This window comes from Bacteroides sp. AM37-9, assembly GCF_003603455.1.
Lineage (GTDB): Bacteria > Bacteroidota > Bacteroidia > Bacteroidales > Bacteroidaceae > Bacteroides > Bacteroides xylanisolvens.
Genome location: NZ_QTNF01000048.1, coordinates 1 through 22,281, shown reverse-complemented (window position 1 = coordinate 22,281; position 22,281 = coordinate 1). Strand labels below are relative to the sequence as shown.

At 47.4% G+C, this 22,281-nt stretch carries 28 protein-coding genes; 9 read left to right on the top strand and 19 right to left on the bottom strand.

The features are described from left to right. The first annotated feature begins 13 nt into the window (after positions 1-13). Positions 14-529: a glycoside hydrolase family protein gene (locus DW862_RS23400; RefSeq protein ID WP_008779475.1), complete on the top strand. Its 516-nt coding sequence runs from the start codon at positions 14-16 to the stop codon at positions 527-529. 76 nt (positions 530-605) lie between these two features. On the opposite strand, the gene DW862_RS23395 is transcribed toward DW862_RS23400, so the two are convergent. Together DW862_RS23395 and DW862_RS23390 are read right to left on the bottom strand one after the other, a co-directional pair. Beyond that, positions 606-1,532, bottom strand: coding sequence for a hypothetical protein (locus DW862_RS23395; protein WP_008777839.1), 927 nt, complete (start codon positions 1,530-1,532; stop codon positions 606-608). 44 nt (positions 1,533-1,576) lie between these two features. After that, on the bottom strand, positions 1,577-1,867 hold the full coding sequence (locus tag DW862_RS23390; protein WP_005647125.1) for a DUF4120 family protein: 291 nt from the start codon (positions 1,865-1,867) through the stop codon (positions 1,577-1,579). 322 nt (positions 1,868-2,189) lie between these two features. Here DW862_RS23390 and DW862_RS23385 point away from each other — a divergent pair, with 322 nt between their 5' ends. After that, positions 2,190-2,534 carry a hypothetical protein gene (locus tag DW862_RS23385; RefSeq protein WP_005647127.1) on the top strand — a complete coding sequence of 115 codons (345 nt, stop codon included), beginning with the start codon at positions 2,190-2,192 and terminating at the stop codon, positions 2,532-2,534. A gap of 60 nt (positions 2,535-2,594) precedes the next feature. On the opposite strand, the gene DW862_RS23380 is transcribed toward DW862_RS23385, so the two are convergent. The 15 genes from DW862_RS23380 to DW862_RS23310 form a co-directional block, all read right to left on the bottom strand. Then, entirely contained in the window at positions 2,595-3,305 is a 711-nt protein-coding gene (locus tag DW862_RS23380) for a hypothetical protein (protein ID WP_117689223.1), read from the bottom strand. 2 nt (positions 3,306-3,307) lie between these two features. Then, a complete protein-coding gene (locus DW862_RS23375; RefSeq protein WP_005647131.1) occupies positions 3,308-3,673 on the bottom strand; it encodes a hypothetical protein in 366 nt (121 codons plus the stop codon). Positions 3,674-3,683: 10 nt separating this feature from the next. Continuing rightward, the gene (locus DW862_RS23370) at positions 3,684-4,706 is read right to left on the bottom strand and encodes an LPD29 domain-containing protein (RefSeq protein ID WP_005647133.1); all 1,023 of its coding nucleotides are present in this window, start codon (positions 4,704-4,706) and stop codon (positions 3,684-3,686) included. A gap of 12 nt (positions 4,707-4,718) precedes the next feature. Further along, entirely contained in the window at positions 4,719-4,928 is a 210-nt protein-coding gene (locus DW862_RS23365; protein WP_005647134.1) for a hypothetical protein, read from the bottom strand. 1 nt (position 4,929) lies between these two features. Next, positions 4,930-5,562: a hypothetical protein gene (locus tag DW862_RS23360; RefSeq protein ID WP_005647136.1), complete on the bottom strand. Its 633-nt coding sequence runs from the start codon at positions 5,560-5,562 to the stop codon at positions 4,930-4,932. Further along, the gene (locus DW862_RS23355) at positions 5,559-6,146 is read right to left on the bottom strand and encodes a hypothetical protein (protein ID WP_005647137.1); all 588 of its coding nucleotides are present in this window, start codon (positions 6,144-6,146) and stop codon (positions 5,559-5,561) included. Before DW862_RS23355 ends, DW862_RS23360 begins: the two co-directional genes overlap by 4 nt. Positions 6,147-6,183: 37 nt before the next feature. Beyond that, positions 6,184-7,113: a hypothetical protein gene (locus DW862_RS23350; protein ID WP_005647139.1), complete on the bottom strand. Its 930-nt coding sequence runs from the start codon at positions 7,111-7,113 to the stop codon at positions 6,184-6,186. A gap of 90 nt (positions 7,114-7,203) precedes the next feature. Continuing rightward, positions 7,204-7,491 carry a hypothetical protein gene (locus DW862_RS23345; RefSeq protein ID WP_005647140.1) on the bottom strand — a complete coding sequence of 96 codons (288 nt, stop codon included), beginning with the start codon at positions 7,489-7,491 and terminating at the stop codon, positions 7,204-7,206. 20 nt (positions 7,492-7,511) lie between these two features. Continuing rightward, positions 7,512-7,880, bottom strand: a complete 369-nt coding sequence (locus tag DW862_RS23340) for a hypothetical protein (RefSeq protein WP_005647142.1) — start codon at positions 7,878-7,880, stop codon at positions 7,512-7,514. A gap of 12 nt (positions 7,881-7,892) precedes the next feature. Then, complete coding sequence (locus DW862_RS23335; protein WP_005647143.1) at positions 7,893-8,207, bottom strand: hypothetical protein; 315 nt, start codon at positions 8,205-8,207, stop codon at positions 7,893-7,895. 20 nt (positions 8,208-8,227) lie between these two features. Beyond that, positions 8,228-8,725: a hypothetical protein gene (locus DW862_RS23330; protein ID WP_005647144.1), complete on the bottom strand. Its 498-nt coding sequence runs from the start codon at positions 8,723-8,725 to the stop codon at positions 8,228-8,230. Positions 8,726-8,736: 11 nt separating this feature from the next. After that, complete coding sequence (locus DW862_RS23325; protein WP_034530148.1) at positions 8,737-8,937, bottom strand: hypothetical protein; 201 nt, start codon at positions 8,935-8,937, stop codon at positions 8,737-8,739. A gap of 15 nt (positions 8,938-8,952) precedes the next feature. Further along, complete coding sequence (locus DW862_RS23320) at positions 8,953-11,955, bottom strand: N-6 DNA methylase (protein WP_117616066.1); 3,003 nt, start codon at positions 11,953-11,955, stop codon at positions 8,953-8,955. Positions 11,956-12,034: 79 nt separating this feature from the next. Further along, entirely contained in the window at positions 12,035-12,976 is a 942-nt protein-coding gene (locus DW862_RS23315) for a hypothetical protein (protein ID WP_008777842.1), read from the bottom strand. An 18-nt stretch (positions 12,977-12,994) separates the two neighbouring features. Beyond that, a complete protein-coding gene (locus DW862_RS23310; protein WP_005647149.1) occupies positions 12,995-13,822 on the bottom strand; it encodes a DUF4121 family protein in 828 nt (275 codons plus the stop codon). Between the two features lie 552 nt (positions 13,823-14,374). Here DW862_RS23310 and DW862_RS23295 point away from each other — a divergent pair. From DW862_RS23295 to DW862_RS23265, 7 genes are all read left to right on the top strand, one after another. Next, complete coding sequence (locus tag DW862_RS23295) at positions 14,375-14,767, top strand: DUF4783 domain-containing protein (protein WP_004311346.1); 393 nt, start codon at positions 14,375-14,377, stop codon at positions 14,765-14,767. Beyond that, a complete protein-coding gene (gene nadC / locus DW862_RS23290; protein WP_004314515.1) occupies positions 14,760-15,608 on the top strand; it encodes a carboxylating nicotinate-nucleotide diphosphorylase in 849 nt (282 codons plus the stop codon). The genes DW862_RS23295 and nadC overlap by 8 nt, the downstream gene beginning before the upstream one ends. A 226-nt stretch (positions 15,609-15,834) precedes the next feature. After that, positions 15,835-16,386, top strand: coding sequence for an RNA polymerase sigma factor (locus DW862_RS23285; protein WP_004300758.1), 552 nt, complete (start codon positions 15,835-15,837; stop codon positions 16,384-16,386). Next, entirely contained in the window at positions 16,370-17,419 is a 1,050-nt protein-coding gene (locus DW862_RS23280; protein WP_004314513.1) for an outer membrane beta-barrel protein, read from the top strand. The genes DW862_RS23285 and DW862_RS23280 overlap by 17 nt, the downstream gene beginning before the upstream one ends. 11 nt (positions 17,420-17,430) lie before the next feature. Beyond that, on the top strand, positions 17,431-17,955 hold the full coding sequence (locus tag DW862_RS23275) for a DUF4943 family protein (protein WP_008644616.1): 525 nt from the start codon (positions 17,431-17,433) through the stop codon (positions 17,953-17,955). A 211-nt stretch (positions 17,956-18,166) separates the two neighbouring features. After that, positions 18,167-18,892, top strand: a complete 726-nt coding sequence (locus DW862_RS23270; protein ID WP_004314511.1) for a DUF4858 domain-containing protein — start codon at positions 18,167-18,169, stop codon at positions 18,890-18,892. Positions 18,893-19,060: 168 nt separating this feature from the next. Continuing rightward, positions 19,061-20,005 (top strand): nitronate monooxygenase family protein, encoded by a 945-nt coding sequence (locus tag DW862_RS23265; RefSeq protein ID WP_008644618.1) that lies wholly within the window; start codon positions 19,061-19,063, stop codon positions 20,003-20,005. A gap of 288 nt (positions 20,006-20,293) precedes the next feature. Here DW862_RS23265 and ald read toward each other — a convergent pair whose 3' ends face one another. Both ald and DW862_RS23255 read right to left on the bottom strand, forming a co-directional pair. Then, positions 20,294-21,400, bottom strand: coding sequence for an alanine dehydrogenase (ald, locus tag DW862_RS23260; RefSeq protein ID WP_008025781.1), 1,107 nt, complete (start codon positions 21,398-21,400; stop codon positions 20,294-20,296). Between the two features lie 130 nt (positions 21,401-21,530). Then, positions 21,531-22,214: a WG repeat-containing protein gene (locus tag DW862_RS23255; RefSeq protein WP_120070772.1), complete on the bottom strand. Its 684-nt coding sequence runs from the start codon at positions 22,212-22,214 to the stop codon at positions 21,531-21,533. Positions 22,215-22,281 lie beyond the last annotated feature (67 nt).

Sequence of the window (22,281 nt, the reverse complement as noted above, 5' to 3'; positions counted from 1 at the left end):
GCCGGTCCTGCCTATGATGAAGTTAAAAGCAATATGGTTTGCGGTACTTTCCGCCACGGTCTTTTTTCCGGGTATGCCTTCAAGGGCGGAGAATCCGGTAAAGGCAAGTCCGGACAGGTTCAGTCTTGCGGTCGAGTGTGTCAAGCGATTCGAGGGCTGGCATGGAGAGAAAAAGCATTGGCCTTATGTCGGGTGGGGTCACAAGGTTCTTCCCGGGGAGAGGTTTACCAACAGCATCTCCAAAGCGCAGGGAGACTCCATTCTGAGGGAAGACCTCCGTAAGCTGTGCCGCATGTTCAGTTATCTGGGGCGTGATTCTTTATTGGCAGCAGTCCTTTCATATAATGTGGGACCCTACAGATTAAAAGGATATGGAAAAAGACCGAAAAGCCGTCTGTTAAAGAAGCTGGAGTCGGGAGACCGCAATATTTACAAGGAATATGTCTCTTTCAGGTGCTATAAAGGAAAAGTGGTTCCGAGCATCGAACGGAGAAGGAAGGTGGAATTCATGCTGCTTTTTGAAGAGTAAATGAAAAAGGGAGAATCTTTCAGTTGTTATCACTGTCAGGTTCTCCCTTATTTCTTTGGCTTGAGAAGCTTGCATGTCAGTTTATCGGAACGGCATCCTGTACTTCCACCTCTTCAGAGAGACGGGAAAGCAGGAGTTCCGCCATGGCTCCGTTCTGTGGAATAAGGGCCGGGAAGTCTGTCTTTCCAGGCTTATATATTTCAGTGGCCACGTTGTACAAATCCCATGCGGTAATCTGTCCCTTGCTCATGGCCAGTTTCAGCACCTCTTCCGTGAAGATGGAAATCTGGCTCTGGTTCAACGGGTAGGTTTCTACAGTGGATGACAGGTTTCTGTCCGAACTGTCATGGGAAACGCGCAAGGCTGTCAGCAAGCCGATGTACAGGTAGATTTCCTCCATCGGGATAATCCGGCGTTTCAACCGCTGAATCCTTGCAATGTCCTCGTTCATGTTCACCTCGAAATTGGCCAGCCAGCCGTCCACGGTTTCGAAGAGCTCATCGGTTGTCACCTTCTTTTTCCCGTAATTGCTGATGCTCCGCTGCGGTGAGAGGATGCACTGGTTATGGCATATCTTCACGCAGGGGCCTATGGCTGCCTGTATGCCGTCCTGGTGGTAGGCGACGACCAGTGTGGTTGTCAGCTCGTCCGTCTCCCAATCCCTGATCCGGATAGTAGCGAAAATACGGCGCAGGATATGGGCTTCCACGGCTTTTTCGCCATGTGTCTGTTCCACCTGCGGGAGGATGCTCACTCCCGGCTGTGTCTTGTTTCTGTTCTGGGCAGCGAAGATTTCTTCCACCTCATAATCGAGATTGTATTTCTCGCAGATGTCCATCATGCGCCGGATGACCTGGTAATGGTAGATGCCCTGCACCGGATTGTTGTAGATGTCATTTTCTTTATAGGTGCGTTGAAGTGTCTCGAAGTTCATCACTTCAATTCCGTTTTTCTGGAAGTCAAACTGCTGTTGTCTTTCCATTACTGTCAATGTCGTTTCCATATTGAATTGAATTTTATAAAGTTAATACTGTCGTTTGCCTCTCATCAGGTGTGTATCTGCCATCCATGGAACGGCTGTAGTGTCACGGCGAAAGAACGGTCCGGTATTCCGTGATAGAGCAGACCGCCCACGATGCCTGTCCTTCCGTCGGGATAGTGTTGGGTGAAGCCGAACGAGTATGGGGCATGGTCATAGTAGAGTGAAATTTCGCTGGGACAGTCAGGATTTTCCTCCCAGCTCTTCAACCGTTCCAGGCATTTCCGGAGTGAGGTGTCACCGATGGATTCGGCATAACGCTTAACATTCTCGAAATGTTCTTCATTCAGGATTTTCATGATTCATTGTATTTTATCTGTTAAACACGTCCGGCTCCGGGAGCCGGTATTTTTATTTCTCACCTGCCTGACTGTCCCGTGGCAGTACCCGCAAGGTTTGGCGAAAGAAAATACCGCAGCCGTCAGGCGAGGATGATTTTCTTTCAGCCAACCCCGCAAGGGGCCTGACCTTGACAGGGTACACCGGACACGGGACTACCTTTGCAGGGTGGGAAATAAAATACACGGTAGTGTGCTTTGCATGGTCTGTGGCGATTCTCTTCCTGATTTGTTCGCCATTGCCGGACAAAAGATGTATTTTTGCAATTCTAATTTCAGTTTTATGGAAAACTATATAAAGAAAGCGGCGGATGCTTTCCTTGTGGAGCGTCCGTACGGTATGCGTGTGGATTACAGGAAGAAAGGATTCGTGCTGTTTAACCGTAACCTCAATGTGTTGGGAAATGCGGAACAGACCCGTCTGGAAGAACTGCCTCTGGAGCGGTTCAATGTGGAGGAGATTCCGTTGGAGGGTGAAGTCGTGGAGGAACACGCAGGATTTACCGATGTATTCTTCTATACCGATCTGACCAATCCCTATGCCGGATATGTGCTGAATTTGCAAAAGCTTAAAGCCTATAACCGGTTGATGTTTCCGCTGGCAATGGCGCTGAACCGTGAATTGTGAGGCCGGAAGCCGGTAGCGGTAACAGCTGCATGGAGCAGACCTTTACCGCCCCGGATTTAATTATTTGCCCTCTTTTTCTGTAATGAACGCCAGATAGGCGGACACGGCCTTATGGCATCCGGTAAAGTCCGGAGTCCGGCAGCCCTTGATTTTCCGGGAACTGACGGTGCCGTTCCTGTCAATGCCCCTCACATGCCTGTTGAATGTCCCTTTGGTTCTGATATGGATGTCAAAACCGTCCCTTCCGGTGATTTCAAGGAACATTTCTCCCGTAATCCGTTCCCCGTCCAGGAATTTCCGTTTCTGTTCATTGAGTAGCCACTGATGTTGCTCTTCCTGCACTCTGCGCTCTTCCGCCTCTTTCTCCTTCTGCTCCCTGCGTTTCTGCTCCTGTATTCTTTTATACTCCTCACGGGCTTGCACCAGGGAAGTGGTGTCAAGTCCGAGAGCCTCGAACACGCGGACGGAGATCAAATTGACGAAGGCTCCTCTTTCCGCACTTTGAAGCGTATCCGCAATCCAGTTCCTGCAATAGGTGGCGGCTTCCTCTCTGCAACCTTCTCCCTTGAGAAACCGGCGTGAATACTGCCCGCTGGAAAAATAAACGTTTTCAATCCGGCAGACCACATGGAAACAGTCATCGTCTTCATTCCCGTCTTCGTTCTTTCTTGACAGGGAGAGATATACATTCTTCGCATACGGCTCCAGTTCCATATAAGAAGCCACGACGGTATTCCCGTCAGACTTGTACTTGAACACTTTTGCTTTCATTGTTACATTTTTTTTGATTGTCCGTTCATATAATCCGTAATTCTCATTTCCAGTTCATCGTATATCCGGTTGAACAGTTCCTGGTACTCTTCCAGAAAAGCCCCGTCCGTATCGCACATGTCTTCGAGTGTCTTTCCATTTGCACGGCACAGCTCCGTATCGGCCAGCTCACAGACAATCTCGCTGAGCATCGAGCGGTCCTTGTCTTCGGGAAGCAGCCCTCCTTTTTTCAGGAGGCAGTAGTTACGGATATTGATTCGCAAATACAGGTCCGCCTCTTTCCACCGTCCATCGGGAAAAAGAGAGAATGCCTGTTTCAGTCCGTCGGGCTGTCCGCCCCACCATTCGTTCAAATTGTTCGGTTCCATATTGATAAGTTTAATTGATTACTGTCTGTTTGGTTTGCCATTGCCGATGGGCGGTGATGTATTCCTGGCGTTCCTTCTCCAGTAACGCTTCTGCTTCGGGAGTGTAGCCGATAAAACGAATGTAACCGCCGTTATATCCGGTAAGCTTGCACCGAATACCGGCTTTCTCCAATTTGTCGATCCGTTTCTGAGCCAGTTTCGCGCTTGAATAATCCTTCGGCCAGAAATAATGCTCTCCGTGTGAGCCGTAATGGTCTTCTCCGAGTATCATTTCGCCGGAATGCCTCCTGTGTTCGATGAAATCAAAGCGGGCTGTGCCCAACGCCTGCCTGATGGCCTTATGTGCCGGACCTTCGGGATGCTTGAACACTTCCGGCTTGTCCTTCCCCTTGCAGTCAAGTTTCGGCAGTTCCACCTTGTAAGGCTTCCGGTAACTCCCTATAGCCAATGTCAGGTAGAAATTGGTATGGAAATAATCCGTCATCGCATCGCTGTCATCGAAGTTGTATGACATGACAAAGTCACAGACATTCAGCATCACCTCCTTGGCACGGTCTGTAAGATCGGGGTTCCGCTCTATGTTGTAGTGGTTGATATGATCCTGTACTTTGCCGGATTCCCTGGTGAACGCCTCAAAGTCCGCACTCATCAGTTTGATGTAAATGGAATTGTAGTTCTCCCGTCTGACGGAGAACTTATATCTCGGATAGGTTTCCTTTAGCCAGATTCTCACAAGTTCTACGATTTCAGGGGCATGTTGCCCTTTGTAGTTGCGACCTTTCCAACGGTATTCATTATACACGTACTCGGTATATTCCTTTGCCGTGGCACCCGGATAGTCATGTTCATACCCGGTTGATGCGGCAGAGACATCCGGTTTGTCTTTCCAGACTTCAAAGAGCCTTTCAAACTCGGTGTTCACCTGTTGCATGATGGCAGTGTCACCACCCTTGTCCGGGTGGTGCTGCAATGCCAGACGGCGGTATTCCTTCTTCAGGTCCGCCAATGAATGTATGTTATGAAAATAAGCCATAGCTATAGGTATTTATGCCCCTGCGAGGCGGTTGATAAAATATTCCTGGTTGTCAAGGTCAAGTCCGAGGTTGCTGCACGCCATTTCGATGTCATCTTCCCTCAGGTCGTCCGCCTCCTGCAACTCGCGCAGGTACCGGATTTCAGAATCCAAGTATTCCTGCGCTTCCATATGGCTGCAACTGCATGAGTTGCTAATCTGTTCAATGATGTTAATCTGCATATTATTCGTTTTTAGAATTATACCTGTTGTAAATTTCCCGTTTATGTTCGTAGTCCCGGCTGTTCCACCATTGGTCTGCCGCATCAATGAATGTCTGCGTGTTTTCGGAAGGCGGAGAGTCACAGACTTTCAACCCTGTGATTTGTTCCTTTGTTTCAAAACCGCACGACTCCCACCAGCCCTGCATCTTTTGTGTGAACTCCGCCTTAGTACAGAAAAAGACCTGAACGCCACATTCTTCGCACCATTTCCCATCGCACCACAGCCCGTTATTGTCATCATGCACATAGCTGATACGTTCATCCGTATTGGCGTTTATCCATGCTTGGATTTCCAACTGCCGTGAACCGCATTCTTTACAGACAAGGATGTCGGAATCGTCCGGCTCTTTTCTGAAAGCCCTGCCGTCATAGAGTGTAACGGCACGTTCCACGAGTAGTTTCTGGTTGTTTTCCGATAACTCGGCAAAGAACCGTTCCGCCGCGCCGAATATGGACTTGTCCGCCAATGCGGACCATTTATCCCAGAAGTGCCGGTACATATCTCCAAATACGACCTTGCATTCTTCCTTGCTCCAGGCGTTCCACATATAGTAGAAGAAGCTGGAGACAGCATTTTCCGCTTGATATTTCATTGTTCTTCAGCTTGTGGTTCTACTTTTTTGCTCTCTTCCAGTTGCTGCCATACAGCCTCATACATTCCGGAAAGCCAGTCGATGTTGCTGGCTCCGAGTTCGAACGGGCTGTAACATTCCACTTCATCACCGCTTTCTTTCTCTTCGGCAAGGACGGTCAGGCTGCTGTCCGTTACCCGGAGTCCTGTCACCCTGCATTCGTAGGGGTCTCCGTTCTTGCCAAACCATATCACCCAGACCGGGTCATAATCCTCTTCCGGAAACCGTATCGCGTTCATGGCATGGTCATGGAGCAACTGCCGTATCGCTTCGATGATGTCTTTTCGCAGTTCTTCGATCCTGTCTCCGAACACCGACATGGGGGATTTCCCGCCTCGCTGCCTTACGGAGAGAACCTGCAAGTCCGGATGACAACCGAACTTCCAGTCCGTCACTTCATCGTCATCCCGCGTTGTGTGGATGTTGCCGCCCAATACCAGACCGCAGTCTTCCGCCACCATGCTTTCCGCTTCTTCACGGTCTTCCGCCACCACTGTGTAAGTACCCTCGAAGATGTACCTTACTTTTACATCATATTTTCCCATAATCTTCTATGATTTGATTGTTGATCAGTTGATTTTATCAGGATACAATGCGAACCGCATCCCCGAAAAAGGAGTCGTCCACCCCATATACATGCCGGACCGAACAGTCATATTTGGAACGTTCGTCATCCAGCCGGAAGCGGAAACCATGATAGTCCTTGACTTCCAATTTCAGCTTTACGTCCCGTTTCAGTTCCATTTCAAGCAGGCTTCCACCACCATACGTCGAACTGAAAAGTCCGCAACAGTTGCCTTTGGGGATAATGACCTCTTTCAATGAAAAGTCGGCTTCATACAGCTCTTTCAGGCTTACCCTGCCGATGTAAGTCAGCAGGTTCGCCCCGCAGCAGGAATTGATAAGTTCCTCGTAGAATTGTTCGTAGGAAACCTGCTCCTTGCCGTTCCGGTTCTTACGGTTCGGGAAACGCCCGTAAGCCCTGTAGCCGTGTTCTGTCAGAATTTTCTTTACCCTCGCCGGATTGAGGTTAAGGCTGTCCACCATGTCCCCGAAGTAGGATTCCTCGTACCTGTAACCGCCTTGCGATTCAAACCGGTTGGAATTGATGCAGTCATAGTTGGAAAGCATTTCCACACGGATGGGGATGTCATCCGTATGCCTTACCAATTCCTTCACCACGTCCGAATCGTTGCGGCTGTAAATCTCGTCACGGATTTCATCTTCGTATTCATCGAAGAAGTCATCGACCGCTTCCCCGTCAAAGTCATGGAATACGGCACATTCCTCTTTCAGTTTCGCAATAATCTCACGGACAGCTTCCCATTCGGCATCGCTGTACCACTCGTCTGCCTTTTCCCACAAATGTTCGCGGCTCTTGCTGTCAAGGCATTTTTGAATCAGTCCGCAATGATTGTCAAGGTTGTCATTGTAGTCCGTCCATATTAGTGTATAGGCCGGTTCCATCAGGGATTTGATGAAATCCAATGTCAATGTTTTCTGTTCATCCATTTCTGTTACCTGTGTACGGCAGGATTCCTTTTCCCGTACATACCGTTATAAATGACGGAAGCGGCCTTCAAGCCGCCTCCGTGTTGTTTCCTAACCATACAGTTCCTTCACGATCTTGTCATATATTTCCTTTGCCATTTCCGTATTCCGGTTGAAGTGGAAATAAGCCGTGTATCTGTATCCTGTTCTTGGCACTCCTCCGCACTGCTGTATTGCCCTGTCTATCTCCCAGTCGATATCACCTATGCCAAGAGATATGCTTGTGCCATGCAGCATACACCGTGCGAGTTTCAATGCGGAATCTGTCTTGTCTTCCTTGCGCAACCGGTCGAAAGCCATCAGCGCGATTTGTCTGTTTGAAATCTTTATCTCTTCCATATATTTTGCATCTGTTTGGGTCAGACAATCCCGGTAAGTTGCCTGAATCGCGCAACTATTTCATTGCATTTGCTTTGGGCAAGTTCCTCATATTTTTTGCAAATGGCACAGTATGCCTTCCAAGGTTGGCCTCTAAGCTCGTGCTCGTATGAGGACCTGACCAATTCCGGATATTCTTCAAAAAGTGTCTTGAATGCTTTACGCCATTTGCGCCCTTGCCACAATCCGTTTGCTATCAATGTTATGAATTCAAACATCTGTTCGTCTGTTTTCACATCCAATGCATAAAAATGGTCTGTTGTCGGCCACACGTTGTTGGAATGCTGCCAAGTTTCTATCTGCTTGGTTTTGGCATTGTATGCCATTCTTGTAATTACCTGGTGACTCATATTGATATGTTTTTAGTTCATTACCGTATTGTCTCTTTTCCTGTCACGGCTTGCCAGCATCCCGAAATGGATGCTGAATATGCGCCGGCTGAAGCAGAGCGGCGAGTTGTATTCCACCCGTTGCCACAGGGTAAAGTGGTTGTCGGAGAATGACCATCTGAAATATCCTGACAACGAGCCGAATAGCGGATTGGCATTCCTGTTTATCAGGAACCTGTTCACATCCACGATGTGCCCTGCCGTCAGGAGAATGTTCAGTATCTCCACAAACGCCATTTGCGAATAGGGGTCAACCGGCATTACCGGTCCTTTGAAGTTGATTTCCATCTTGTATATGTTTATATGCTTTAATCGTAATTGTCATCGAATACCTCGAAACGGGGAATACCCGTGTCGAAATAGTTGCTTGATATGCCCGGACAGTACAGCAGGCTGTCATCCCCGCTGTCCGGGCAAGGCTCATCGTCGATATAGGCCGCATTTCCATAAAGTTCGATATAGTGCGCCACCAGCAGGTGCGGGTCTTCCGTACTGATGTCATGCCCGTAACGGTCACACCAGTCGAAGAAGCAATCCTTGTCGGGTTCCTCCAGCTGTTCCATCGCCTCCCTTATCTCGAAGAAGTTGGGACACAGCCATTCCCGGTTGATGAGCAGGTCCGGGATTTCCTCCCATTTCGTGTACCTGTATTCCGGAGTTTCCTCTTCGGGGAACAGTTCGGAGCAGGTGCACAGGAATTCCCCCATGTCGCCGAAGTCGGACATTTGCAGCAGGTTGTCTTTTTCCTGCCCCATGTCTATGAGATGCTGCGTGGTCACTGCCACTTCTGCCTGATTCAAGTCCATGATATTCTTCATTATAGTTTATGATTCGGAACCGGGGATTTCATTCCACAGGCTCCAAAAGGTCCGCACCCCGGCAGTGCAGGGTTTTTCGGGAAAATACCGGAGCCTCCGGCGAGGATGATTTTCCCGAAAACCGCTTGCGGCATGACCTTGCCCTGCCGGTAAGGGGGCGGGCTACCTTTGCCTGTGGAATGGAATCTGCGGTTTCTCATTTGTTTTTCCATTTTTCAGTTCATGATGCGCTGGCTTCCCCAGCTGATATGTATTTTCCCTTCGCTGTCACGCTCCCTGACCAGCAGGCTCTCGATGACGGACATGGTGACGTCGAACTCCTCGAAGATTTCCGACTGTTCCTTTACTTCGCCCGTCTTGATGAACTCGTTCAGCCGCTCTTTGGTAAGCACCAGCGCCATCAGGTTCTGCTCCACGGAGTCCTTGTAGGTGACATAATGCACGTCCTTCAGCTCTTTGGAGTCGAGACGGATGAAACGGAAGTAGAACTGCTCCATCTTCGGGATGTTCCATTGCAGGGATTCAAGTATCACGTCGTTGCAGGTGGGTATGTTCACCGAACTGCTCAGGCTCTGCTGCGTGCATACCAGTATGCCGTTGATGGTGGAATCGAACTCCGTCACGATGCTTTGCCGTTTCTTGAACGCCACGTCGCCCTTGACCACAAATACGGGACGGTCAGGAAAACATTCGCGGAGACGGCTCTCGTAAAGGTCGAATGCGGCTATGGACGTGCAGCCGACAGCCACTTTGCCGGGTATCTTCCGTACCAGCCTTTCGATGTACCTTGTCTTGTTCGGAATCCCGTCTCCGGAATAGCCCTCTATCAGGTGTGGGACGGAGCAGGCCTTGATGAGCAGCTTGATCTGGCGCATAAGCCGGAGTCCGGCATCCTTCTTTGCATCCCCCGTGCTGTTGTAATACAGTTCGCAGATGCGGCAGAACTCCTCGATGATGACACGGTAAACCTCACGCTCGCTGTCGGACGGGCTGACGGTATGTGTCCGTATCTTGTATTTTTCTCCTGCAAAGTCCCTGAACTTGCGTGTAATGACGGTCTTCCCGATAAGGCCGGCCAGCTCCTCCTTGTTATAGACATCCTGGTTCTGCTTCTCAATGCCGAACACGGTGGATTTCCCCGGACAGTGGCAGGCACGGAAAAGCACATGCCCCCTGAAAGCGGGGAACGGCTCACCATAGTGCGGATTGTTATCTTCCTCTATCTCCTTGTCCCTGTTCTCGTGGTACACCCGACTGCTCCAACAGACCATGTTTATGGAATTGTTATACAACAGCTCAAACTGGCTGTACAGTTCGGCGATGTTGTTGCGTGTGGTCGTACCGGTGTCGAGTATCTTGTATTTGAGGCGGCGGAAGAGACCGAGGATATGCCTTGTACGTTGTGACGACGGGTTGGTTATCTCGTCCGACTCGTCGAAAACAAGGCACAGTTTTCTTGAACTGCGTTTGACGAACCTTGCCATGCCCCGTTTCAGCTTGCCGAGCATGGAGGTGGATAGGACGATGAACACGTCTTCCGGCACAGTTTCCAGGTCGGCATTGTTCCTTGCCACCCGGAACTGTTCCCTGTTTATCGAGAGGAAGGGTATCCATGTCATATTGGTGGCGATGGCAGGAGCCAGTATGATGACATTCCGTACTTTGCGGAATTTGAGCAGGTATTTGGCACGATGGTACACGGCGGCAGTCTTGCCAGAGCCTTGCTGCCAGTTCAGCAGCGCGTGGCGTTTCTGCAAGACAAGGTTCAGGTCGTGTTTCTGGAGCGTGGTAAACTCGCAGGTCTCGCCGTCCTTGTTGATGAATGCACACCGGTCCAGGTATTCTTTCAGCCTGTCATCTTCTTCCATTTCCGGGAACAGCCGGTTCTGCATTTCGTACTCTCTCCGCTTGCGTCGGATCAGTTTCTCCGCCGCACGGATTTGACGCATGTTCTTTTCTGTCGGCACTTCCGGTATGGGCAGTTCAGTACGTTCCAGCACGAGGTCGTTGATACTTGCCGCCTTGTGCGGAACTTTGTCAAGGAGTCGCGGAGCATATTGTTTCAGTTTGAAGCCGTATGAGGTCTTCACCAATGCCACTTCCTTGCGAGGTACGGTATTTTGCGAGGTGATGTACCTGCGGATGACGGCAAGCACTTTCTTCGGGGTCAGTTTGTTCTTCTCCCATTGCTCCACCTGCTCCCGCGTGGCGTTCTCAGGCGGTTTCTGGTTACGGAACTTCGTGACCAACGCTTCCGCCTTGTCTATATGTTTGTTCAACTTGGCGTGCGCCTTCAGCTCGTACATGTACTTGGCAAGTTTGTACTCGAACAGCTCAAGTTCTTCCTTGTCGATCCGGTTGGTTTCGCGCATCAGGTCGAAACGCAACCGGTGTTTCATCGCCCTGGCCTCGCCGATGCGCTTTTTCAGCTCGTCCGCCGTTATGAATTCTTCCGCGTTGTAAGCCTGCATCTTGATGTGGCCCGATTTACGGAGAAATACCATGATTTTCGTATTGAAGTCATGGACTCCGACTGCGGCAAAGGCTGACGGGCCCAACTTCGTCTGACCGACAAATGAGAATCTGCCGTTTATACCGGCTATCCGTGTCTTCTCCCAGAACCCGCTCTGCATGAAGGAACAGGGCACGATGACCATCAGGATTCCTGCCGGATTGAGCACATCGTAAGCCTTGTCCATATAGTATTCCTGCGACAGTTTGTAGTCGAACTTCAAGTTAAAAGGAGGATTGCCGATGATAACATCGAAACGTTGTTCCGGATAGTATTGCCGGATGTCGCATTTCTCGATATGGGCTTCCGGGTAGAGGTATCGTGCGACAGACACGGCCTTGCCGTCTATGTCGAAGCCGTAGGCATTATGCGGGTTGGGCAGATGGTTGAAGAAATTGCCCATACCGCAACACATGTCAAGAACCATTTCGGATGAGACAGGACACAGCATATCCACCATGTCCCGGCATATTTCATGCGGGGTGAAGAACTGTCCCATCTCGAACTCCTTCTTCGCTTCGGCATACTCGTGGTAGCTGGCAAAGTCGGACTGTTTGAGGTTGTGCAGCCCTCCGATACCGGTATAGCAGTTGTAGATGCTCTCCGCCGGAATGAGGTCCTTGCCGGAGTCTATGGCGAAAAGTATCTTCTCGTTGACTTCGGCACGCATACCTTGCGGTATCTGTTGGGGGATGATGGCATACATGACTTTATCTGTTTATCGTTAAAAATGAAAACACCCCGCAAGGATTGCCTTACGGGGTGCTGTGTAAATCTTATCATGGTCAGTTTTCTCTTAGGGTGATTTCATCCAGATGCAGACGCTTGAAACAACTTTCGGCTGCCGCACTGTCCTTGAACCGGACATCGATACGTCCGTTCTTGTAGAATCGGATTTGCTCGGCATTGGTGGTCGTAAGGTCGTACCAGTCTGTGACAGAAATGTCGTTGTCATCAAAACGGATAATCATCTTTGAATTTCCATTCAGTATGTCATCCGCACCGTAGGCAATGCCGGCACACAGGGTTTCCAGTTCTCCGCCGTAGTTGTAGGAGATTCTGTTCCTTTGGTTGTATTGCATGGAAAAATCGTCGAAACGGATGATTTCGGGAAAGATTATCTTGTCCTTCTTCAACTCCGTCTTGACTTTGCTCCAGTATGCCGGTCTGACAACTTTGCTCAGGCGTGCGAGCAGTTCTTCCACGGCCGTTTCCCGGAAACTCTTGCCGCCCAAGTGTTCGATGACTACATCTACATATGTGTCATAAACAGGACGGAAGCCCATCGGAAGTTTTTTTTCGTCTATTTTATACTCAGGAACCGACACTTTGTAAGTCCTGTTGAAATAAGAAATGATGCGGTTCGCAAAATTCGCGTTGGCGTTTCGGTTCTTATCCACCAGATCGTTAATCAGATCAAACGGTTTGAACTCGTTGTGTGAATAGTCTTCCCTGTCGTTATGGTAAGTGTAGAAATCACGCATGGAAACCTTGCCGTTTTCTTCGTAATGGAACTTACGTTCGGCTTGGTATTGTTCGGCTTCTTCCTTGAAGACGGCGTACCAGCGGTCAATCTGGTCGAGTGTCTTGTAAAGCAGGTTTTGCTGCGTCTGGCAATAGACACGGTCCTGTTCCGTAATCTTGTCCTCGTTTCTCACTTGTACGCTCAGAATGCCTTGAAGCAGGTCGGGAGCGTTGCCGGCCTTGGGTGCTGTTGTCGTTTGCATATCTGTTAGGGTTAAATGTTAAAAATTATCCGGTTTAATCCGGTAGAAATAAGTGATGTGCTTTTCCATGTCCTTGACTATCTTGACCTGCTCGGGATGGAAGTTGAGCCTCCTCGTTTCGATCGGGGCATTAAACGTTTCCCATTCGGCGGAAGGTAAGAACACATATTCCCGACGGAAACACCATAACACGATTTGATTATCCCAATTTCCCTTGAACACCGTTCCTTCGTAGTCCTTCAGGAACTGCCGGAACTCGGCTTCGTCCCGAAAAGCGATGTCAAAGCCTTGATAGAGATTGCCGTTTTCCGATTCCTCCCTTTTGTGTAGGTAGAACTTCCGGTAGGTCTCGGTCGTGAAATCTCCATACCTGGGATTGGGTTCGGCATAAAACCATAACGGTACCTTAGCCAGAAATGACACCGAACCGTTGGCGCAAGCACCGCAATGCCCCCAGTCCTTGAACACCCCTTCCGTCCATTTCAGGAATTTCAGTTCCTCCGGATTCACGGAATGGAATGCGCCTCCGCTGACACTCAGACGGATATTGCCGTCCTCTTCCCACACGAAAGGCACATACGGCTGTTCGCATACGGAAAGATATCCTTCTTTTGCACTCCTGCTGTCAATAAGGGCGTTTCCGTAATAATCCCCGTGTTCGGTTACATATACCAGCCTGTCGCCGATTTGAGGTGTAATTTCGGAGCGTGTCCGCTCAATGAGTTCAACATAATTGTTGGCCATATCCACATCTTTCTGTGTCAGCCAATGCTGGTGGTCGTATGAAACATTCCGCTCTCTGAGTGTTTCGATACTGTACTTTTCTTTTGTTACCTGCTGTGACATAACAATTTATTTTTAGTGATCCGGCTTTTCGGGGCCGGAGTTCCCGTAACTACAGGCCATAAAAGGTCGTGTCCCGTACATGCAAGGTTGGCGGGAAAAATACCGCAAGCCCTCCGGGCGAGGATGATTTTTCCACGACACCCGGAGGGCTTGACCTTGCTTGTACGAGCAGGACACGGGTTACCTTTGCCTGTGAGTTACGGGGATTCGGCTACGGTATGGCTGTCATGTCCGCTGTATATGTTTCTTGAAATGACCGTGATATTTTATGCCCGAAAATTACCGGCAATCACGAAAAAATGCTACCTTTGCATCAAGAAAAAAGAGTTATTTGAAAGCATGAGGAATATAGTGATTCTAAACAGCTTGGAATTTTCTTATCCGTTGCCCGTTCTCATGCGAGTTTTCTACAAAGCGTTGATAATCAAATAAGATACTTCAGATTACAACAAATATAGGCATTTTTTATGTTATTCTGCAATTAATGCTTACCTTTGCCTATCATTAGTTGAAAGTTTAAGCCTTTAAACTTCAACTTAAAAGCTTGTAATTATGAAAAAACGAGTGCTCGTAGGAATGACCGCATTGCTTCTTTCCCTCTCGTTGCTAATGGCGCAAGAGATACCGGCAGGAGTGATTACGGCATTTAAAAGAGGAAGCTCGCAAGAGCTAAGTAAGTATATGGGGGACAAGGTAAACCTGGTGCTCCAAGGTCGCTCGACAAACGTTGACAAACAGAAAGCAACAGCTGCGATGCAGGAATTCTTTACGGAGAATAAAGTCAGCGGATTTAACGTGAACCATCAGGGAAAACGAGACGAATCAAGTTTCGTTATCGGTACGTTGGCTACTACTAATGGGAACTTTCGTGTGAACTGTTTCCTGAAGAAAGTGCAGAATCAATATTTAATACATCAAATAAGAATTGACAAGATCAATGAATAAGGAAAAAGAACTGATCGACAAGTTGATCGATCTTGCTTTTGCAGAAGATATAGGTGATGGTGATCATACCACCCTTTCATGTATTCCCGCTACGGCAATGGGAAAATCAAAATTGCTTATCAAAGAAGCCGGTGTATTGGCAGGTATCGAAGTTGCCAAAGAAATCTTCAATCGTTTCGACCCCACTATGAAAGTGGAAGTGTTTATCAACGACGGAACAGAAGTGAAACCGGGCGACGTAGCAATGGTAGTGGAAGGAAAAGTGCAATCTTTGCTTCAGACCGAACGCCTGATGTTGAACGTGATGCAGCGTATGAGCGGCATCGCAACCATGACCCGCAAATACGCAAAGGTATTGGAAGGAACAAATACCCGTGTGCTCGACACCCGTAAGACAACTCCCGGTATGCGCATCCTCGAAAAAATGGCAGTGAAAATCGGTGGTGGAGTAAACCATCGTATTGGTTTGTTCGACATGATTCTTCTGAAAGACAACCATGTAGACTTTGCCGGAGGTATCGACAAAGCTATCACTCGCGCTAAAGAATATTGCAAAGAAAAAGGCAAAGACCTGAAAATAGAAATAGAAGTCCGCAGCTTCGACGAACTGCAACAAGTTCTTGACCTCGGCGGAGTGGATCGTATCATGTTTGATAACTTCACTCCCGAGATGACTAAGAAAGCAGTGGAGATGGTAGCAGGCAAATACGAAACCGAATCTTCGGGCGGCATTACCTTTGATACCCTCCGTGACTATGCCGAATGTGGCGTAGACTTCATCTCGGTAGGGGCTTTGACTCATTCAGTGAAAGGACTGGATATGAGTTTCAAAGCGTGCTGATTTTTTTTCACCACAGAGGACGCAGGGTACACAGAGGAACAATGATAGGAAATTCTTCCTATAAAGTAAGTTTAAAATCTCTGTGTACTCTGCGTCCTCTGTGGTGAACTCTCTTCTGTTCTTTAACTTCTTTTAGCAATATTCCTTGCAGCATTCCTCAAACTCTTGCGTCTAATGAGTAAAACGACGCAGACATACGTTCGATTTTAAAAAAAAGTAATTGACTTTGGAAAACGAGATAGAACTGATAAAGGGCTGTCGGGCAGGAAAGGATTCAGCCCGAAAGGAACTTTACACTCTCTATTCCAAACAGATGCTGGCGGTATGTTTCCGCTATACGGGCGATATGGATGCGGCGCACGATGTACTGCATGACGGTTTCATCAAGATTTTTACCAACTTCTCGTTCCGGGGCGAGTCTTCGCTCTGTACATGGATCACCCGGGTGATGGTTACTCAATCACTCGATTTCCTGCGGCGGGAGAAACGAGTCAGCCAGTTGGTAGTGCATGAAGAGCAGCTTCCCGATATACCGGATATATCGGACTCGGGAGGAGGGGCTGGAATCTCCGAAGAGCAATTGATGGCTTTTATTGCTGAATTGCCGGATGGTTGCCGAACCGTTTTCAACCTTTATGTGTTTGAAGAGAAATCGCACAAGGAGATAGCCAAGATGCTTCACATTAAGGAACATTCGTCTACTTCGCAGTTGCACCGGGCCAAGTATTTGTTAGCAAAAAGAATCAAAGAGTATAGGAATCATGAAGAAAGAAAATGATGAAATAACCGATCTGTTTCGCACGCGTCTCGCTGATGCAGGGATGAGTGTACGGGATGGCTTTTGGGAAGAGCTCTCGCAGGAAATACCTGTGGCTTGCCAGCATCGCCGTCGGATTCTGCTCTTCCGTGTGGCGGCTGCGGCATCTGTATTGCTCGTTTTGGCGGCCTCGTCGGCTACTTTCTTGTATTTCTCTCCCAAAGAAGAAATGGAAGAAGCATTTACAAAGATAGCCGTGACAAATGGAGGGCAGATGGATGGAGATGGAATACGCGTTAATCAGTTACCGTTGCCGGTAGAACCGGTGTTGCCGAAACCGGCTCCAAAGTCTTACGGTATGCTGTCACAATACACGGAGGAAGAAGATTCGCTTTCTATCACTTTCTCCATGTCGTTTTCTTTTTCTGCCACCACTTCTACAGGAAATGGCAACCGATATGGTAATCAAGGGAATAACGGCTTTTGGCAGGCAACAAACGGTGATACGGAATCATCTGTTGCTCCGGAAGAACAATCGAATGTGAATGTGGCTCAACCCAAAGCGGTGAAAAAGCATCGCTGGGCGATGAAAGTTCAGGTAGGCACGGCGCTTCCGGCTGATAATGGTACTTATAAAATGCCGGTTTCCGCAGGGGTAACGGTAGAGCGTAAACTAAACGAATCTCTCGGAATAGAAACCGGACTGCTTTATTCAAACCTTCGTTCGGCGGGGCAGCATTTGCACTATCTGGGTATCCCCGTTAAAGTAAATGTAACACTGGTAGATACGAAGAAATTTGACCTTTACGCTACCGTAGGCGGAATAGCCGATAAATGTATCGCCGGCGCGCCGGACAACAGTTTTAAAGAAGAACCTATCCAACTGGCAGTGACTGCCGGCATTGGAATCAATTATAAGATTAATGACCGACTTGCTGTTTTTGCCGAACCCGGAGTTTCGCATCATTTCAAAACAGATTCGAAACTGGCTACGGTACGAACGAAACGGCCGACTAATTTTAATTTACTTTGCGGACTTCGCATGACGTATTAATCCTTATGAAAATGAAAAAAACACTACTAATGCTGTGGATGGCTGTTTGCCTGATCGTATCTTTTACAGGATGCACCAGCGAAGAAATGGATTATAACAATCCGGATGTTGCCCTTTTTGTGAAACAATTGAAGTCGGGTACGTACAAGATGAAGAATGATAAAGGGGTGGTGGAGGTCCCTCATTTTACGGAAGAGGACATCCCCGAACTTTTAAAATATGCAGAAGATCTGACCATTATTCCTTCTTTTCCGTCGGTTTATAATATGAACAACGGTAAAATTCGGTTGGGCGAGTGTATGCTTTGGGTGATTGAGTCTATCCGTCAGGGCACACCTCCGTCATTAGGTTGCAAAATGGTATTGGCGAATGCCGAAAATTATGAAGCAATCTATTTTCTGACTGATGAGGAGGTGCTCGATGCAGCCGCTTGTTATCGTAGTTGGTGGGAAGAGCGCCAATATCCGAAAACAAGATGGACGATCGATCCGTGCTACGATGAGCCGCTTTGTGGATCGGGTTATCGTTGGTGGTAACAAAGGAGGAGCTTTCGGAAAGTAAAAAATAGGAAACATTCATGTGGGAACGTTTGTTTGTATCAGTAGTCTTATGCTGCTGACAGGGGATTACTACGCTCAAAAGACCGCTTCTCGTAGGAGAATATAGGTGGTAACGTAAGGGAGAAACGTATGTGCATTAGTGTATATGAAGTGCTCCAAAATAACAGGTAATGAAAGAGGATAGAGGATGGATAGATTGAAACGGTTTATTGCAACGATGGTACTGTGCCTGACGGCTTTATTTGCATATTCGCAAGTATGGACGGCGCAAGACTCTTTGCATTTGAAGAAATTGCTGGAGAGTGACCAGGAGTTGCATTTGAATATGGATGCTGTAAAGTCGATTGATTTCGGAACTGCGGTTGGTACTCCCCGAATGTCGGAGGAGAAAAGCTGGATGATGCCTGATGAATCGCTTCCTGAAGCATTGCCTAAACCGAAAGTGGTGTTGAGTTTGATGCCATATAAAGCGAATACCCGTTATAACTGGGACCCTATCTATCAGAAGAAGATAAAGATTGATAAAAACACTTGGCGGGGAGATCCTTTCTATGAGATACGCCATCAAAGATCCTACTCGAACTGGGCACGTAATCCGATGGCGAAAGGGGTGCGTAAATCTTTGGATGAGATACAGGCGAGTGGAGTACGTTTCCGACAGTTGAGCGAACGTGCCAATGGAATGATGGTGAACACGGTAGTGATGGACGCACCTATTCCCTTGTTTGGTGGAAGTGGGGTATATATCAATGGCGGAACGGTCGGCGGACTTGACCTGATGGCTGTCTTTACCAAAGAGTTCTGGAATAAGAAAGGCAGAGATAACCGCGCCCGCACATTGGAGGTTTTGAGAACTTATGGAGATTCTACAACTGTGTTGATAAATAAACCGATTGAACAGATTGCACGCTGAAGACGTTATAATGATGTGTTGATGTAACAATGTGTAATGTACTGACTTGAGAGCGTTTGTAATTGAATAATTAGTATATTTGTGTATTGTTATGTTGGCGCATTGTTATATAACTCTGTCGTTATCATTGGTATTTTGGCATATTAAAACATAGATAAATAATTAATTATGAATAGAATTACTTCCCTTCTGGGTATTCAATATCCTATTATTCAAGGTGGTATGGTGTGGTGTAGCGGTTGGCGTCTTGCTTCTGCCGTGAGCAATGCCGGCGGATTGGGATTGATCGGCGCCGGTTCTATGCATCCGGACACTTTACGTGAACATATCCGTAAATGTAATGCGGCCACAAAATTTCCCTTTGGAGTGAATATCCCTTTGATGTATCCCCAAATAGAAGAGATTATGAATATTGTAGTGGAAGAGGGAGTGAAGATTGTTTTTACCTCTGCCGGAAATCCGAAAACGTGGACCGGATGGTTGAAGGAGCGTGGAATAACAGTTGTTCATGTCGTTTCATCTGCTCGTTTTGCTATGAAATGTGAAGAAGCCGGGGTGGATGCAGTAGTAGCTGAAGGTTTCGAAGCCGGAGGGCATAATGGACGGGAGGAAACAACGACTTTCTGTTTGATTCCTGCTGTGCGTGAGGCTACCACATTGCCTTTGATAGCCGCGGGAGGTATTGGTACAGGAGAAGGAATACTGGCTGCTATGGTGTTGGGGGCGGAAGGTGTGCAAATAGGAACACGTTTTGCGCTGACTGAAGAGAGTTCTGCGAGTCCGGTATTTAAAGAGTATTGTTTGAGTCTCGGTGAAGGGGATACTAAGTTGTTGTTGAAAAAGCTGGCTCCGACACGATTGGTAAAGAATGCTTTTCGTGAAGCGGTGGAGAAGGCTGAAGATAGTGGTGCAACTTCCGAGGAATTAAGAACTTTGCTCGGACGCGGACGTGCTAAGAAAGGTATCTTCGAAGGTGACTTGGAAGAAGGTGAACTGGAAATAGGCCAGGTCTCGGCAATAATATCCCGTCGACAGTCGGTGGCAGAGGTGATGAATGAATTGGTTGAATCTTATCGGCAAGCTGTGGAGAAAAAATATTTGTTTGAACGATAAATGATCATTTTGCGGAGTGCCCTGAAAGGGCTTAATTATATAGCGTAGGGCAACGCCCTACGTAAAAGCGACAATCTGAATTTGCGCCCTGAAAGGGCATAATTGTATATAGTTCCGCCCTTTCAGGGCTTGTGGCTGGTGTGTTTTTTTCGTAGGGCGTTGCCCTACGCTATATAATTAAGCCCTTTCAGGGCACCCCAATAAATATATAATTGTAAGGCTTTCAGCTTAACCGCTAAATTCTCATTCAACCGCTAAATTCTCATTTAACCGATAAATTCCCATTTATTATAGGCTGACAGGTTCGTATTTCAAACCAAATACATCGGCTACAGCTTTATAAACGATTTTTCCTTCTACAATATTCAGTCCAAGAGCCAATGCCGGATTATCTTTGCAGGCTTTTTTCCATCCCTTATTTGCTAAAGCGATCACGTAGGGGAGGGTAGCATTAGTCAGTGCAAGAGTGGAAGTATAAGGTACGGCTCCCGGAATATTAGCTACTGCATAATGAACGATTCCGTCTACAATATAGGTCGGTGCACTGTGGGTGGTTGGGTGAGAAGTCTCGAAGCATCCTCCCTGGTCAATTGCTACATCTACTAATACTGTGCCGGGTTGCATCATCGAAAGCATCTCTTTAGTAATCAGATGTGGTGCTTTATCGCCGGGAATCAATACGGAACCGACAACTAAATCAACATCCGGCAATTCTTTTCTGATTCTTAGTTCGGATGCATACAATGTCTTTACATTCTTAGGAAGTGTTTCACTCAAATAGCGCAAACGTGCCAGATTTATATCTGTGATAGTGACGTCTGCTCCCATTCCCGCAGCCATTTGCGCAGCATTGCTACCTACGATTCCGCCACCTAAAATTAATACTTTAGCCGGTTTAACACCTGGTACACCTCCCAAAAGAATACCTTTTCCACCTTGCGGTTTTTCTAGGAAACGGGCACCTTCCTGAATAGACATACGTCCGGCAACTTCGCTCATCGGAATTAATAAAGGTAATGTATGGTCTGCTTCTTCTACAGTTTCGTAAGCCAGGCATATTGATTTGTTGGAGAGCATGGCAAGGGTTAACTCCCTGTCGGAAGCAAAATGGAAATAAGTGAATAGTAACTGTCCTTTTCTTATTAAGTTATATTCAGTGATTATCGGCTCTTTCACCTTTACGATCATCTCGGCAGTAGCGTAAATATCTTCTATTGTTGGCAGGATATGTGCGCCGACAGCTTGATATGCTTCATCCGGAAAACCGCTATTTATTCCCGCTGTATGTTGGATAAATACCCGATGCCCTTGTTTTACCACTTCAGCCACTCCCGAAGGTGTCATGCCTACACGGTTCTCATTGTTTTTGATTTCCTTTGGTACTCCGATAATCATAATGTTGCGTATTAAAGATTTAACATGTTCGAAAGTACGAAAAATCCCCTTACGTTGTTGTTCGTAAGGGGATGTTTTAGAACAGAATGTCTTCGCGTGTTGAGATGAATAAATGCGTAGAGTGGTTGTTTTATAGACATTCACTGCCCTGCTTGTTGATTTTCATGCTTTTTCCATAGAGACCCACTCGAGCTATGTTGTTATAAAAGGGTTCTGCGATATCGTACTTAAAAGGAAGTACTTCTTCATTATCTTTGTTTATGTATCCCCACTTGGACGACTGGCTTTCAATGCAAACGGCAGCTAATCCTTCAGAAAAAGAGCATCCATTATCATATTCCAGCGGAATGACAACTTCTCCTTTCTTATTAATGAATCCAACTTTGTTGTGTAGTGAGACGAGGGCTAATCCTTCCGCGAATTGCTCCATTTGACTGTAAGTCGGTGGAAGAATGTAGTTTCCTTGTCTGTCAATCAGTCCCCATAATCCATCGTGACATACTCGTGCACATTCTTGCTCAAACGAGTGAGCGGCTGCATATTTAAACGGAATCCGTATTTGTCCGGTATGGTCGATGAATCCGTATTGAGAATTGAGTACTACCATCCCTAATCCTTCTTTAAACGAGAAAGCCCGTTCATACATTAGAGGAATGACAATGTCATATTCTTTATTAATGTATCCCCATTGGATTTTTCCTTTAACCGGTGCCAATCCTTCAGAGAAACGGCCAATGGCCGAGAAGCGCTTTTCCTTATTAGCTACCCCATAAGCTAAAAAAGAAGCGAAGAACTTTGTAATAGTGCTGCTCATTTTCTTTATTGTTTGGGCTCACCCGATAATCATTGGGGGTATGCATAAATCTTAGCCAGTCTAAAGA

Bases quoted from the DNA above. Each gene is read 5' to 3' on its own strand.
- DW862_RS23335 (WP_005647143.1), bottom strand. From the start codon at position 8,207: ATGGAAATCAACTTCAAAGGACCGGTAATGCCGGTTGACCCCTATTCG.
- DW862_RS23345 (WP_005647140.1), bottom strand. From the start codon at position 7,491: ATGGAAGAGATAAAGATTTCAAACAGACAAATCGCGCTGATGGCTTTC.
- DW862_RS23310 (WP_005647149.1), bottom strand. From the start codon at position 13,822: ATGTCACAGCAGGTAACAAAAGAAAAGTACAGTATCGAAACACTCAGA.
- DW862_RS23325 (WP_034530148.1), bottom strand. From the start codon at position 8,937: ATGAGAAACCGCAGATTCCATTCCACAGGCAAAGGTAGCCCGCCCCCT.
- DW862_RS23330 (WP_005647144.1), bottom strand. From the start codon at position 8,725: ATGGACTTGAATCAGGCAGAAGTGGCAGTGACCACGCAGCATCTCATA.
- DW862_RS23395 (WP_008777839.1), bottom strand. From the start codon at position 1,532: ATGGAAACGACATTGACAGTAATGGAAAGACAACAGCAGTTTGACTTC.
- DW862_RS23400 (WP_008779475.1), top strand. From the start codon at position 14: ATGATGAAGTTAAAAGCAATATGGTTTGCGGTACTTTCCGCCACGGTC.
- DW862_RS23360 (WP_005647136.1), bottom strand. From the start codon at position 5,562: ATGAAATATCAAGCGGAAAATGCTGTCTCCAGCTTCTTCTACTATATG.
- DW862_RS23355 (WP_005647137.1), bottom strand. From the start codon at position 6,146: ATGGGAAAATATGATGTAAAAGTAAGGTACATCTTCGAGGGTACTTAC.
- DW862_RS23385 (WP_005647127.1), top strand. From the start codon at position 2,190: ATGGAAAACTATATAAAGAAAGCGGCGGATGCTTTCCTTGTGGAGCGT.
- DW862_RS23350 (WP_005647139.1), bottom strand. From the start codon at position 7,113: ATGGATGAACAGAAAACATTGACATTGGATTTCATCAAATCCCTGATG.
- DW862_RS23390 (WP_005647125.1), bottom strand. From the start codon at position 1,867: ATGAAAATCCTGAATGAAGAACATTTCGAGAATGTTAAGCGTTATGCC.
- DW862_RS23375 (WP_005647131.1), bottom strand. From the start codon at position 3,673: ATGGAACCGAACAATTTGAACGAATGGTGGGGCGGACAGCCCGACGGA.
- DW862_RS23270 (WP_004314511.1), top strand. From the start codon at position 18,167: ATGGATAGATTGAAACGGTTTATTGCAACGATGGTACTGTGCCTGACG.
- ald (WP_008025781.1), bottom strand. From the start codon at position 21,400: ATGATTATCGGAGTACCAAAGGAAATCAAAAACAATGAGAACCGTGTA.
- DW862_RS23265 (WP_008644618.1), top strand. From the start codon at position 19,061: ATGAATAGAATTACTTCCCTTCTGGGTATTCAATATCCTATTATTCAA.
- DW862_RS23380 (WP_117689223.1), bottom strand. From the start codon at position 3,305: ATGAAAGCAAAAGTGTTCAAGTACAAGTCTGACGGGAATACCGTCGTG.
- DW862_RS23365 (WP_005647134.1), bottom strand. From the start codon at position 4,928: ATGCAGATTAACATCATTGAACAGATTAGCAACTCATGCAGTTGCAGC.
- DW862_RS23280 (WP_004314513.1), top strand. From the start codon at position 16,370: ATGAAGAAAGAAAATGATGAAATAACCGATCTGTTTCGCACGCGTCTC.
- DW862_RS23315 (WP_008777842.1), bottom strand. From the start codon at position 12,976: ATGCAAACGACAACAGCACCCAAGGCCGGCAACGCTCCCGACCTGCTT.
- DW862_RS23370 (WP_005647133.1), bottom strand. From the start codon at position 4,706: ATGGCTTATTTTCATAACATACATTCATTGGCGGACCTGAAGAAGGAA.
- DW862_RS23320 (WP_117616066.1), bottom strand. From the start codon at position 11,955: ATGTATGCCATCATCCCCCAACAGATACCGCAAGGTATGCGTGCCGAA.
- DW862_RS23295 (WP_004311346.1), top strand. From the start codon at position 14,375: ATGAAAAAACGAGTGCTCGTAGGAATGACCGCATTGCTTCTTTCCCTC.
- DW862_RS23340 (WP_005647142.1), bottom strand. From the start codon at position 7,880: ATGAGTCACCAGGTAATTACAAGAATGGCATACAATGCCAAAACCAAG.
- DW862_RS23255 (WP_120070772.1), bottom strand. From the start codon at position 22,214: ATGAGCAGCACTATTACAAAGTTCTTCGCTTCTTTTTTAGCTTATGGG.
- DW862_RS23275 (WP_008644616.1), top strand. From the start codon at position 17,431: ATGAAAAAAACACTACTAATGCTGTGGATGGCTGTTTGCCTGATCGTA.
- nadC (WP_004314515.1), top strand. From the start codon at position 14,760: ATGAATAAGGAAAAAGAACTGATCGACAAGTTGATCGATCTTGCTTTT.